Genomic DNA, 12,766 nt, shown 5'->3' with positions numbered 1-12,766 from the left:
GCGCGGTGCGCTCAAAAAATGTAGTCGGTGCTGATGAAGCTCGAGTCACGGTTGCGCAGGATATCGCTGAGCAACGCCTTGTTGCTCTCCTGGAACTTGGTCGCGACCAAGGTGCGGATCGAGAACACACGCAGCGCGTCATGTACCGACAACGTCCCCTCGGCCGAGTTCTTGCGCCCGTTGAAGGGGAAGGTGTCCGGCCCGCGTTGGCACTGAGCGTTGATATTGATCCGGCCGACCTGGTTGGCGAATGTATCCACCAGGCGTCCGACTTCGACGGGGTTGGTACCGAAAATGCTCAACTGCTGGCCGAAATCCGAGTCCAGCACGTAGTCGATCACGGTATCCAGGTCACGGTAGGGCACGATCGGCACGACGGGGCCGAATTGTTCTTCGTGGTACACGCGCATCTGCGGGTTCACCGGGTATAGCACCGCCGGGTAGAAGAACGACCCACGGCTGCTGCCACCTTCGGCGTTGACAACCTTGGCGCCGTGGCGCGCCGCATCGGCCACCAGTTCGTTGAGATAATCCACCTTGCCCACTTCCGGCAGCGGCGTCAGCGCTACGCCATCGTCCCAAGGCATACCGGGCTTGAGCGTCGCTAGCTTGGCGTTGAACTTCTCGATAAAGCTATCGACCACATCCGCGTGCACAAACAGGATTTTCAACGCGGTGCAGCGTTGGCCGTTGAACGACAGCGAGCCGGTGAGCGCTTCGCTGACCGCGTTATCAAGGTCGACCTCGGGCAGCACGATGCCGGGGTTTTTCGCATCCAGGCCCAATGCGGCGCGCAGGCGGTGGGGTTTTGGATGCAGTTTTTTCAGGTCGCTGGCGGCTTTGTTGGTGCCGATGAAGGCAAAGATATCGATCTTGCCGCTGGCCATCAGCGCGCTGACGGTTTCGCGGCCGCTGCCGTAGATCACGTTGATCACCCCGGCCGGGAAGCTGTCGCGGAACGCCTCCAGCAACGGGCGGATCAACAGCACGCCGAGCTTGGCCGGCTTGAACACCACGGTATTGCCCATGATCAGCGCCGGGATCAGCGTGGTGAAGGTCTCGTTGAGCGGGTAGTTATAAGGCCCCATGCACAGCGCCACGCCCAGCGGTACGCGGCGGATTTGCCCCAGGGTGTCCTGTTCCAGTTCGAAGCGGCTGCTGCGCCGGTCGAGTTCCTTGAGGGCGTTGATGGTGTCGGTGATGTAGTCACAGGTGCGGTCGAACTCTTTCTGCGAGTCCTTGAGGTTCTTGCCGATCTCCCACATCAGCAGCTTGACCACCGCGTCGCGCTGTTCGCGCATGCGCCGCAGGAAGGCTTCCACATGCTGGATGCGGTCGGCCACGCGCAGGGTCGGCCATTCACCCTGGCCCCGGTCATATGCGCGCACGGCCGCGTCGAGGGCGGTAAGGGCGGTCTCGGCATCCAGCAGCGGGGTGCTGCCGATGTGCACGCGTTCATCGCCAAGTTGCACCGGGCTTTGGATGCGCGCCAACGGGCCATTCCACACCCGCAACTGGCCGTCGACCAGGTAATCACGCTGTTCAATCGGCGCGCCCAGGCGAAATGGCTCGGGAATGTCGGCGGTGGAGGCGGGAAACAACTGGGCGAGCAGGTTACTGGTGGTCATGGCGCTACCCCTGGAATAGTTGCAAAACATGACTAGAGAGTCACCCATACCAGGGTTCTATGGCAAGGCTTGCGCGCTTTCCCCTGCGCATTCCGGGTGCTTCGGGATAAACTGCGCGGCTTTCTTGAAGGAGTTCACATGAGTCAGTACCAGCCGGGCATTCTTGCCGCACCGGTGCCGTTGCAGGCACGCCATCTGTTTTTTGCCATTGAGTCCCTGGACGCCTTGCCCGCTGCGCTGGACGCACTGGTGCAGTTGACGGACTCCGCGGCGGTGGTCGGTTTCGGTGAGCCGCTGGTAAACGCATTGGGTGCACGCATCGAAGGGCTGCGTAGCTTCCCGGCCCTCAGCGGCCCGGGCGCGCATAACCCCTCCACCCAGCAGGCCCTGTGGGTGTGGCTGCATGGCGTGGACCGGGGTGAGTTGTTGCTGCGCAGTCGCGCGTTCGAAAAAGCCCTGGCGCCGGCGTTGCGCCTGGTACAAATGACCGAAGGCTTTCGCTACAAGACCGGTTTCGACCTGACCGACTACGAAGACGGCACTGAGAACCCTCACGACGACGCGGCCGTTGAAGCGGCCCTGACGGACAGCGGCGCCAGCTTCGCCGCTATCCAGCAATGGCAGCACGACCTCGACGGTTTCGCCGCGCTGCCGGCCCAGGAGCGCGACCACATCATCGGCCGCCGCCATGGCGACAACGAAGAGCTCGACGACGCCCCCCAATTTGCCCACACCAAGCGCACCGCACAGGAAAGCTTCACCCCGGAGGCCTTCGTGGTGCGTCGTTCGATGCCATGGGCCGAGAACGGCCAGGCGGGGCTGATGTTTCTCGCGTTCGGGCATTCCTTCGATGCATTCGAAGCGCAACTGCGCCGCATGAGTGGCCTGGAAGACGGGATTGTCGATGGCTTGTATCGCATCAGCACACCGTTGACCGGCGGCTACTATTGGTGCCCGCCGTTGAAACAGGGGCATTTGGACCTGAGCGCGATTACCCCGGCTACGCCGATCCACAGGTGACAGCTTGCCCCCTGAAGCCTTGGAACTGACCGATAGTCGCTGGCCACAGAACAGCGACCTCGGCAAACTTCCAGGAGCACTTAACCATGCTGATCTCAAGCATTTGCGTGTCGCACGTTTCACCGGCACGTCCGTCCCCCGGCAATTACTCGAAGATGTCGGATTCGGATCTGGCCAAGGCGTTTGGTGACAACTTCCAGGCGTTCAAGCACCCGACGACTCCGAATGCAACCACGGACAAAATCCGTGAAGTGGCGGGACGTTCGCTGACGGGCGACGCGCAAAAAGACAATGAAACCCAACTGGCCCGCGAAGTACTCAAACGTGACAACGTCCTGAAGGCACTGGATTCAGTGGATGACAACGGCAAGCGCGACGGCGTGATCGGCCCTTGGAATCCGCAGATGGCGGCTGATCAGTTAGCCTGTAATCACTGCATGAGCCCGTCCGTTACCACCGTCCAAATCACCTATTGAGCCGGGCCAGGCCAGGCCTCGGCGAACATGAAAAAATTGACAGCCACGCCAATGACCGCTGAAAAAAATCTGCACTGGTCGTAATCTAAGCGCCCTTGCCACCCGTGCGGATCGTTCATGTCTTCTGTTGCCGATGGGCTGCCCCTCAATAAACGCTTGCCGGCCGTGATTGCCCTGTCCTTGGGGATCGGCATGGCGACCCTCGACACCGCCATCGTCAATACCGCCTTGCCGACGCTGGCGGAGGGTATTGGCACTGACTCGGCTTCGGTGATCTGGGTGGTCAACGCCTACCAGTTGGCGATTGTCGCGACGGTGCTGCCGTTCGCGGCGCTGAGCGATGTACTGGGGCATCGCCGCGTGTACCTGGGCGGGTTGCTGCTGTTCATTGTTTCGTCGTTGTTGTGCGGGCTGGCCGATTCGCTGCTGACCCTGACTGCCGCACGGGTGGCGCAAGGCCTGGGGGCGGCGGCGCTGATGAGCGTCAACACCGCGTTGCTGCGGCATATCTACCCCGCAAACATGCTCGGGCGTGGCCTGGGCTATAACTCGCTGGTGGTGGGGCTGGCGTTCACCTTGGGCCCCACCGCCGCATCGGCGATCCTCTCGGTCGCCACCTGGCACTGGCTGTACCTGATCAATGTGCCGTTGGGGCTGCTGGCCCTCGGCCTGGGCCTGCGATCGTTACCCGTGCTGCCAATCATGGGGCACGCCTTCGACCGGTTGGCGGCGCTGTTGTGCGCAGGCTTGTTCGCCTTGCTGGTCCTGGGTTTGGGCGCTGCCGTGCATGGCGCACAGGGCACGCTGACCCTGGGGCTGATCGCGCTGGCGCTGGTGTTCGGCGCGTTGCTGCTGCGCCGCGAGGCCGGGCACCCGGCGCCGATGCTGGCGGTGGATTTGTTCAAGCGCCCGGTGTTTGCATTGTCTTCGCTGACCGCGATCTGTGCCTTCAGTGCCCAGGGCCTGGCGTTTGTGGCGCTGCCGTTTCTGTTGCAATCGACGCTGGGCCACAGCCAAGTGGAAACTGGTTTTCTGATGACACCGTGGCCGGCCGTGGTGGCGGTCATGGCTTTGATCGCAGGTCGCCTGGCCGATCGTGTGTCACTGGGCCTGCTGTGTGGCATTGGTTTGTTGATGCTCAGCGTCGGCATGGCTGCGCTGGCCACCTTGGGCACTGACGCCTCGGCCTTCGAGATCGGCTGGCGCATGGCCCTCTGCGGCGCCGGTTTCGGCTTTTTCCAATCGCCCAACCTCAAGGCCTTGATGACCAGCGCACCGTTGGCTCGCAGCGGCGGGGCCAGTGGCATCGTGGCGATCTCGCGGCTGCTGGGGCAGACGCTGGGCGCATCGTTGGTAGCGTTGTGTTTTCATCTGTTCGTGGACAGTGGCCCGCAATACGCACTGTGGCTGGGGTGCGTGTTCGCGCTGGCCGGGGCCGTGGCCAGCGGCCTGCGTTTATTGCCCTATAAACGTACGGATCAGTCTTTATAGCTGTAGCCACGCCGGATCGAGGCGGGTCTGTTCGGTATCGATGCCCAGTGCCTGCATTTTCGCCGCATGCGCGTCGATCTCATCGGCCAGTTGCGCCTGGGCGCTGGAGTTGGCATCCAGGGCATGCATCTGCGTCAGGCCCAGGTGGTAGAAGCGCAGCAGCTTGATCGCGCTGGGGTCATTGGCCTGGACTCGTTCGCTGACCTTATGCATCACATTGGTCACGCTCATCAGGCTACGCTTGAGCTGCCAGCCGTATACCGCCGGCGCCAACCACGCCTGGTTCCAGAACGGGCCGCGCACCAGGGCGACGGTGATCAATACCCCGGCAAACACCCCGCCGACATTGAAGCGTAAGTTATCACCGCCCGGTTCACCGAACAGCATCACCGCCAGGCTCGACAGCAGCATCGCCAGGGCCAGGAACACCACAGCGACGATCAGCGTGCTGCGGCGGGTCTGCTGTCGGTAGACAGCCGGGTCACAGGGTTTGAGTTCGAACATTCGGGTCAGGTCTCCAGCACGGGAGGGCATCTTCTCATGCTTGAAGCAATCAAGTTGAACGATGGCCACAAGGGGTTCCTCTAAATCCGTGAAGTCCCCATGAGGTAAGCCATCATGTCCGAACACAAGCAACCGCCGCCTGGCACGCCTGATCCTGATCGCACGCCCGGTGAAGAGGAGCGCGATAACGATGCACTGCGCCCCAATGATCCGGCGGAGCGTCAAGACAACGACGATGTGGAGCGGGTCGAACACGACCTGGAAAACCTTCACGACAAAGCCCGCCCGCTGTAAGCAAGGAGGTCTTCATGAGCAATCCCCCGAACGGCCCGCGTTCCGACGAACACGCCAGCGGTAACGATGAGTTGGGATTCGATCCCGATTCGCCTGATTTGGCTGACCCGCAGGTCGACCCCGTCGGCCCGGCCATCGCGCCGCTGGACAAGCAAAAGCCGCCGGAAAAAAAGCCGCCCTACGATCCGCTGGGCGACTTGAAGAAGTGAACCAGGCCCCGCACTTTGCGGGGCTTTGTTTATTTGGAGGGGGTTATTTTGGAGGGTTCCAGCTCACGTCAGTGATGCCGTACTTTTCAGCCCAGGGCCGGGTGGTTTTCTTTACTTGCTCGTGCCCCACGCGGCCGATGCGGCTGACGTGCGCGATGTCGGCATCGACGGCCGCCCAATGCCAGGCTTCGGTGCTGTTCATCACCTCGGCGCGTACCACGAAAGACTTGGGTTTACCGTGTAGTTGATAGTGGATGGTGTAGATCTTAGCGGTACTCATGTTGCCTCCCTGTCTTGTTATAGATGGATAGGTAGGCGCGCGGAAAGGTTCATTCAAAATCACAATTCGCAGCGGCACTTGCGCGGTGACTTGAACACTGGCTCCTGGCCGATAGCGAAGAGTATTGACCTAGAGCCTTCGCTGAACCGTTTTTTGTCCATTTTGGTGCAAATCCGTTCGAACTTTTTGTAAACGCCGAGGTTCGAACCGATTCCTGAATACTTTGCCCACTCAAAAATGGAGATGTAAACGATGTCCAGACTATTCGGAAAATTTCTCAAGAACACCTCGTTGCTGGCCCTGGTGGCCGCGCCAACCGTGGTGTTCGCTGCGCCGTCCACCGACCCGATTTCCACCTTCGGGATTCTCGGCAGCTATAACGACTTCAAACTTGAAGGCGGTAGCGACAGCGACAAGGAGCACATGCCCGAGGCGGGCCTGTTCTACAACTTTGGCAACAAGCTCACCGCTGAATCCGGCTTTATCTACCAGGCCGGTATCGAAGCCAAGTACGGTGAGAAAAGCGACAACAAACTCAAGGAAGGCCAGGCCGACCTCGACCTCGGCTGGCGTGCCGCGCTGGATGCGCGCAACTTCGTCGACGTGATTGTCGGCGGTGGCTACACCTGGACCCGTTATGAGCCGGACACCAATGGCTACGACATGAAGCTCACCAATAAGTCGCCGTTCGCCAAGGCGGCCCTGGGCTACAACCACCAGTTCGATGACATGACCCTGCGCGTTGAAGCCGGCGCCCGTCATACCATTGATGGTCGCGCCAAACTCAAGGTGGATGGCGTCGGCAGCGACAGCGTGGACCTCAAGGACCGCACCAACCCTTATGCCGAAGTCAGCCTGCTGATGAACCAGAAGGGCGACCTGCCGGTAATGGCGGGCCTTTACTACACCCGCACCGAGTATAAGCTCGATGACGACTCCTATGTGGCCGACAACACCAAGCTCAAGCGTGATGAGTATGGCTTCAAGGTCGGTATCGCGTTCTGACGCTGTAGCCCTGTAAAAAAACGCCCCGAACATTCGGGGCGTTTTTTTTGCAGCTGTTTCAGATCAGCCCAGTTGATCGTTCCCCCGCTCCGCGTGGGAATGCATCCCGTGACGCTCCGCGTCACCCTTGCGCAAGTGCCGGATCTTGCGCTTAAAGCAGGACGCGGAGCGTCCCGGGTGGCATTCCCACGCAGAGCGTGGGAACGATCATAAAAACGCTCCGATATGGGTCGGGGCGTTTTTTTGCCCGTGGCCGTTAGCCCAGAGTATCTCTCCCTGTATTGAGTCAGACAGTTTTGTCGCGAAGCCCTAATGCCAGTCAGTTAAGCGTACACCGCCGTCTGTAGGAGCGAGCTTGCTCGCGAAAAGCGTCAACGATAACGCGTGCTTTCTGAATGAACGCGGTGGCTGTGAGTTTTTCGCGAGCAAGGGCTAGCCGCCCGCCTCGTTCCTACAAAAAGCCTTAACTGACTGGCATTAGCAGGGCAAGCCCACTTCCCCTAGGGGAGTGCATTCCAAATGTGGGAGTGGGCTTGCCCGCGAAGACGATAGTGGTTGCACTGCATCTCTATTGTTTCACTCTGAGACGCAAAAACGGCGCCCGAAGGCGCCGTTCTGTTTACTGCATCAACTTAAGCGATCAAACCCCCAGCACCGCATGCTGCACCAGCGTCAGCAACGGTTGCGGGTACACGCCCAGGAAGAAGGCGAGCAGGGCGATGGCCAGCAGCATCACGCCGCCTGCCTTCTGTTCCCAATGCAGCTCGGCATCCACACGGCGCAGGTTCGGCTCGATCAGGTACAGAGTGACCATCACGCGCAGGTAGTAGAACACGCCGATGGCGCTGCCCAGGACCAGGGACGCGACCAGCCACCACTGGTGGGCCTCGACGCCGGTGGCGACGATGTAGAACTTGCCGATAAAGCCGGCAGTCAGCGGGATACCCGCCAGGGACAGCATCATCACGGTGAGTACGGCGGTCAGGTACGGACGGCGCCAGAACAGGCCGCGGTATTCGTACAGGGCATCGGCGTCACGGCCTTTGTACGGCGAGGACATCAGGGTGATCACCCCGAATGCGCCAAGGCTGGTGATCACGTAGGTGACCAGGTACACGCCGATGGCCTCCACGGCCAGGCCTTTGCTCGCCACCAGGGCGATCAGCAGGTAGCCGAAGTGAGCGATGGACGAGTAACCGAGCAGACGCTTGAGGTTGTTCTGGGTCAGCGCCAGCAGGTTGCCGAACAGGATCGACGCGATGGCGATCACAGTCAGTACATTGCTCAGCACGCCGGTATTGGCGGCAGGCGAGATCTGGAACAGACGCACCATCACCGCAAACACGGCCACTTTCGACGCAGTGGCCAGGAACGCGGCCACAGGCGCCGGGGCGCCTTCGTACACGTCCGGGGTCCACAGGTGGAACGGCACCAAGGAGAGCTTGAACGCCAGGCCGATCAGCATCATCGCCAGGCCCAGTTGGGCAATCGGCGCCGGGCTGTTGGTGGCGGCCAGGGCGTGGCCGATACCGGTGAAGCTCAAGCTGCCGGCTTCGGCGTAGAGCAGGGCCATGCCGAACAACAGGAACGCGGAACCGGCAGCCGACAGCACCATGTACTTGATGCCGGCTTCCAGGGAGCGCTTGTTGAAGAAGGCATACGCCACCAGGCCGTAGGTCGGGATCGACAGCAGCTCCAAGCCGATGAACAAGCCGGCCAAGTGCTGCGCGCTGACCAGCACGATACCGCCGGCCGCTGCCAGCAGGATCAGCAGGTACAGCTCTTCCTTGTTGCCTGGGTAGCCGGTGCCGCCTTCGCCGAGGTAGGCGTGGGCGAGAGTGACGCAGGCCAGGGTCGCGACCAGGATCAGCGCGATATACAGCAGCGCGAAGTCATCGACCATCATCAATGGCGTGACCGCCAGTGGCGCGACCTTGAGGGCCGGGATGATCGACAGCAGGGCCAGGTTCAACCCGGCGCAGGACAGCAGGAACGTTTGCGAATGATTGCGGCGCCAGGCGATCGCCAGCATCACCACCACGATGGTGAGGCTGGTGATCAGCAGCGGCGCAAGCGCGATAAAGTGTTGGATCGTGAATTCCATAGCGCTCTTACCGGGCCGAAGCGAGTTGAGAGAAGGCGGTGCCGAACCACTGCTGCACGCCATGCATCGTTGCGGCAGAAGTGTCCAGGAACGGCTGTGGGTATACGCCGATGTAGATCAGCAGTACCGCCAGGCCGAGCACCATGATCAGTTCGCGCGCATCCATCCCTTGCAGGACGGTGTCGGACTTGGCCGGGCCGAAGTAGGCGCGGTGGATCATGATCAGCGAGTAGACCGAACCGAACACCAGACCGGAGGTAGCAATGGCGCTGATCCACGGCGTCTGCACGAAGGCACCCATCAGGATCAGGAACTCGCCGATGAAGTTGCCGGTACCCGGCAAGCCCAGCGATGCAGCGGCGAAGAACAGGCTGATTGCCGGCAAGTACGCGATGCGCGACCACACCCCACCCATTTCACGCATGTCACGGGTGTGCAGGCGCTCATACAGCTGGCCACTCAGGATAAAGAGTGCAGCGGCCGAGACACCGTGGGCCAACATCTGGATCACCGCGCCCTGCAGCGCCAGTTGGCTGCCGGAGTAGATGCCGATCAGTACGAAACCCATGTGGGAAACGGACGAGAAGGCGATCAGACGCTTGATGTCGGTTTGCGCGAAGGCCAGGAACGCACCGTAGAAGATCCCGATCAGACCCAGGGTCATGGCGATCGGCGCGAACTCGGCCGAGGCATTCGGGAACAGCGGCAGGGCGAAACGCAGCAGGCCGTAGGCAGCGGTTTTCAGCAGGATACCGGCCAGGTCCACGGAGCCGGCGGTCGGCGCCTGGGCGTGGGCGTCAGGCAACCAGGAGTGGAACGGCACCACCGGCAGCTTCACCGCGAAGGCGATGAAGAAGCCCAGCATCAGCACGTACTCGGTGGTCAGGGACATCTTGGTTTTCAACAGGTCGGCGTAGTTGAAGGTAATCACGCCGGTGTTGTTGAAGTTGACCAGTACCAGGCCCAGGATCGCCACCAACATGATCAGGCCGGAAGCCTGGGTGAAGATGAAGAACTTGGTCGCCGCGTAGATCCGGGTTTTCTTGCCGTCCGAAGAACTGTGACCCCAGAGCGCGATGAGGAAGTACATCGGCACCAGCATCATTTCCCAGAAGAAGAAGAACATGAACAGGTCCAGCGCCAGGAACACGCCGACCACGCCGCCCAGGATCCACATCAGGTTCAGGTGGAAGAAGCCCACGTGACGCTGGATTTCTTTCCAGGAGCAGAGTACCGAGAGGATACCCAGCAGGCCGGTCAGCAGGATCATCAACAGCGACAGGCCGTCGAGGGCCAGGTGAACGTTGATGCCGAAGCGCTGGATCCATACGTGCTTGAATTCAAGCGCGAAGGTCGGATCGACACCCGGAGCGGGGGCGAATGAATAGTCGCCATGGGCCCACAGCCAGAGGCCGAGCGCGAGTTCCAGGGACATGGTCAGCAACGCAATCCAGCGGGGGAGGGTGGCGCCGAAGCGTTCACCCATCCAGCAGAGCAGGCCGCCGATAAAGGGGATCAGGATTAGCCAGGGCAGAATCATGACGGGCTCGTTTCCTTTCGCAAGTTCGCAAAGTACGCAGTGCACTTAAACATAGTCAGACCGCTACCACGACGATGGCGCCGATCACCAGCACGGCACCCACTGCCATGGACGCCGCATACCAACGCAACTGGCCGGTCTCGCTGCGGCTCAGGGCGGTGTGACCGGCCTTGGCGGCGCGCGGGATCAAACCGATGGTCTGGTCGAGCGGGTCTTTGCGCAGCACGTGGCTGATCGCAAGGTAAGGTTTGACGAACAGTTTGTCGTAGATCCAATCGAAGCCCCAGGCAGCGAACCACCAGGCCGACAGGAAGCGGCCAATGCCACTGTTGGCCACGGCGGTGACGAAGCGACGCTTGCCGAGGAACAGCAGGGCCGCCAGCAGGATACCGGCGATGGCAATGGCGCCGGAGGCGATTTCCAGGCTGTGCTTGGCTTCGCCGCCGGCATGGCCGACGCTTTCCGGCAGTACACCGGCCAGTGGCGGAGTGATCAGGGCGCCGATGAAGGTCGACAGGATGATCAGCACCGACAGTGGCAACCAGTGGGAGATGCCGTGGCCGGCGTGCGCTTCGGTCTTGGCTTCACCGTGGAAGGTGATGAAGATCAGGCGGAAGGTGTACAGCGAGGTCATGAACGCACCCACCAGGCCTGCGTACAGCAGGTTCTGGTTACCGCTGGCAAAGGCTTCCCAGAGGATCTCGTCTTTGGAGTAGAAACCGGCGGTCACCAGCGGCAGGGCGGCGAGCGCGGCACCACCGACGATGAAGCTGGCGTAGGCCAACGGCAGTTTCTTCCACAGGCCACCCATCTTGAAGATGTTCTGCTCGTGGTGGCAGGCCACGATCACCGCACCGGAAGCAAGGAACAGCAGGGCCTTGAAGAAGGCGTGGGTCATCAGGTGGAAGATCGCCGCGTCCCAGGCGCCAACGCCCAGGGCCAGGAACATGTAGCCGATCTGGCTCATGGTCGAGTAGGCGAGGATACGCTTGATGTCGGTCTGCACCAGCGCGGCGAAGCCGGCCAGTACCAGGGTCACGCCACCGACGATGCCTACCAGATGCAGGATGTCCGGCGCTAGGGTGAACAGGCCGTGGGTACGCGCGATCAGGTAGACACCGGCGGTCACCATGGTAGCGGCGTGGATCAATGCCGATACCGGGGTAGGACCAGCCATCGCGTCCGCCAGCCAGGTTTGCAGTGGCAGTTGCGCGGATTTACCCACGGCGCCGCCCAGCAGCATCAGGGTGGCCAGGGTGATCCAGAAATCGCCGACCTGGAATTTCTGCGGCGCCAGCACCAGCAGTTCCTGGATGTTCAGCGTGCCCACCTGTTGGAACAGGATGAACAGGCCAATGGCCATGAACACGTCGCCGATCCGCGTGACGATAAACGCCTTGAGTGCTGCGTTACCGTTGTTGCGGTTGCTGTAGTAGAAACCGATCAACAGGTACGAGCACAGGCCCACGCCTTCCCAGCCGAAGTACAGGAACAACAGGTTATCGCCGAGCACCAGGAACAACATGCTGGCGATGAACAGGTTGGTGTACGAGAAGAAGCGCGAGTAGCCCGCTTCACCGCGCATGTACCAGGACGCGAACAGGTGGATCAGAAAGCCTACACCCACCACCACGCCGAGCATGGTGATCGACAGGCCGTCGACGTAGAGGGCGAAGTTGGGCTTGAAGCCTTCCACCGACATCCACTGCCACAGCACCAGGGTGTAGTGACCGCCTTCCGGCGGCGCTACGTTGAATTGCCAGATGACGTAAGCGGCCACGATGGCCGACAGGCCGATCGAGCCGACGCCGATCAGGGCCGAGAGGTTTTCCGACCAGCGTCCGCGAGAGAACGACAGCAGCAGGAAACCGATCAGGGGAAATACGAAAGTCAGAAAGATCATGTTCATCCGCGCATCTCACTGGCAGCGTCGATATCAAGCGTGTGGAAGCGACGATACAGTTGCAGCAGGATCGCCAGGCCGATACTGGCCTCGGCGGCTGCCAGGCTGATCACCAGGATGAACATGACTTGTCCATCCGGCTGGCCCCAACGCGCACCCGCCACGATGAACGCCAGTGCGGCAGCGTTCATCATGATTTCAAGGCTCATCAACACGAACAGAATGTTACGGCGAACCATCAGGCCGACCAGGCCAAGGCAGAACAGGATGCCGGCAACCGCCAGACCATGCTCCAAAGGGATAGCAGGCATC

General features: G+C 61.2%; 13 protein-coding genes. 6 read left to right on the top strand and 7 right to left on the bottom strand.

Annotation, left to right across the window (positions count from 1 at the left end):
* Positions 1 to 11: 11 nt before the first annotated feature.
* Positions 12 to 1,628, bottom strand: a complete 1,617-nt coding sequence (locus C4J85_RS16620) for an NADP-dependent glyceraldehyde-3-phosphate dehydrogenase (RefSeq protein ID WP_124407563.1) — start codon at positions 1,626 to 1,628, stop codon at positions 12 to 14.
* Positions 1,629 to 1,766: 138 nt separating this feature from the next.
* Between C4J85_RS16620 and C4J85_RS16615 the strand changes: the two genes are divergently transcribed.
* From C4J85_RS16615 to C4J85_RS16605, 3 genes are all read left to right on the top strand, one after another.
* Complete coding sequence (locus tag C4J85_RS16615) at positions 1,767 to 2,648, top strand: Dyp-type peroxidase (RefSeq protein ID WP_124410239.1); 882 nt, start codon at positions 1,767 to 1,769, stop codon at positions 2,646 to 2,648.
* 86 nt (positions 2,649 to 2,734) lie between these two features.
* On the top strand, positions 2,735 to 3,124 hold the full coding sequence (locus C4J85_RS16610; RefSeq protein ID WP_124410238.1) for a hypothetical protein: 390 nt from the start codon (positions 2,735 to 2,737) through the stop codon (positions 3,122 to 3,124).
* A gap of 117 nt (positions 3,125 to 3,241) precedes the next feature.
* Positions 3,242 to 4,615: an MFS transporter gene (locus C4J85_RS16605; RefSeq protein WP_124410237.1), complete on the top strand. Its 1,374-nt coding sequence runs from the start codon at positions 3,242 to 3,244 to the stop codon at positions 4,613 to 4,615.
* On the opposite strand, the gene C4J85_RS16600 is transcribed toward C4J85_RS16605, so the two are convergent.
* Positions 4,610 to 5,119, bottom strand: coding sequence for a DUF3087 family protein (locus tag C4J85_RS16600; RefSeq protein ID WP_124363307.1), 510 nt, complete (start codon positions 5,117 to 5,119; stop codon positions 4,610 to 4,612). The genes C4J85_RS16605 and C4J85_RS16600 overlap by 6 nt on opposite strands.
* 114 nt (positions 5,120 to 5,233) lie before the next feature.
* On the opposite strand from C4J85_RS16600, the gene C4J85_RS16595 reads away from it, so the two are divergent.
* On the top strand, positions 5,234 to 5,413 hold the full coding sequence (locus C4J85_RS16595; protein ID WP_124363306.1) for a hypothetical protein: 180 nt from the start codon (positions 5,234 to 5,236) through the stop codon (positions 5,411 to 5,413).
* A gap of 14 nt (positions 5,414 to 5,427) precedes the next feature.
* Positions 5,428 to 5,622 carry a DUF6021 family protein gene (locus tag C4J85_RS16590; protein ID WP_124407560.1) on the top strand — a complete coding sequence of 65 codons (195 nt, stop codon included), beginning with the start codon at positions 5,428 to 5,430 and terminating at the stop codon, positions 5,620 to 5,622.
* Between the two features lie 43 nt (positions 5,623 to 5,665).
* Here the strand turns inward: C4J85_RS16590 and C4J85_RS16585 are convergent, their stop codons facing one another.
* Positions 5,666 to 5,902 carry a DUF6555 family protein gene (locus C4J85_RS16585; protein ID WP_124363304.1) on the bottom strand — a complete coding sequence of 79 codons (237 nt, stop codon included), beginning with the start codon at positions 5,900 to 5,902 and terminating at the stop codon, positions 5,666 to 5,668.
* Between the two features lie 252 nt (positions 5,903 to 6,154).
* Between C4J85_RS16585 and C4J85_RS16580 the strand changes: the two genes are divergently transcribed.
* Positions 6,155 to 6,907, top strand: a complete 753-nt coding sequence (locus C4J85_RS16580) for an outer membrane beta-barrel protein (RefSeq protein ID WP_124367426.1) — start codon at positions 6,155 to 6,157, stop codon at positions 6,905 to 6,907.
* Between the two features lie 640 nt (positions 6,908 to 7,547).
* On the opposite strand, the gene nuoN is transcribed toward C4J85_RS16580, so the two are convergent.
* From nuoN to nuoK, 4 genes are read right to left on the bottom strand one after another with little or no spacing between them, the layout of a single operon-like run.
* Positions 7,548 to 9,011 carry an NADH-quinone oxidoreductase subunit NuoN gene (gene nuoN, locus C4J85_RS16575; protein ID WP_124367423.1) on the bottom strand — a complete coding sequence of 488 codons (1,464 nt, stop codon included), beginning with the start codon at positions 9,009 to 9,011 and terminating at the stop codon, positions 7,548 to 7,550.
* Between the two features lie 7 nt (positions 9,012 to 9,018).
* Complete coding sequence (gene nuoM / locus C4J85_RS16570; RefSeq protein WP_025858974.1) at positions 9,019 to 10,551, bottom strand: NADH-quinone oxidoreductase subunit M; 1,533 nt, start codon at positions 10,549 to 10,551, stop codon at positions 9,019 to 9,021.
* A gap of 55 nt (positions 10,552 to 10,606) precedes the next feature.
* Entirely contained in the window at positions 10,607 to 12,460 is a 1,854-nt protein-coding gene (gene nuoL, locus C4J85_RS16565) for an NADH-quinone oxidoreductase subunit L (RefSeq protein WP_124367422.1), read from the bottom strand.
* Positions 12,457 to 12,765, bottom strand: coding sequence for an NADH-quinone oxidoreductase subunit NuoK (nuoK, locus tag C4J85_RS16560; RefSeq protein ID WP_003174727.1), 309 nt, complete (start codon positions 12,763 to 12,765; stop codon positions 12,457 to 12,459). The genes nuoL and nuoK overlap by 4 nt, the downstream gene beginning before the upstream one ends.
* Position 12,766: the final 1 nt, after the last annotated feature.

This window comes from Pseudomonas sp. R4-34-07, from assembly GCF_003852375.1.
Classification (GTDB): domain Bacteria; phylum Pseudomonadota; class Gammaproteobacteria; order Pseudomonadales; family Pseudomonadaceae; genus Aquipseudomonas.
The sequence above is the reverse complement of the archived record's forward strand: the minus strand, read 5'-3'. Positions and strand labels throughout refer to the sequence as shown.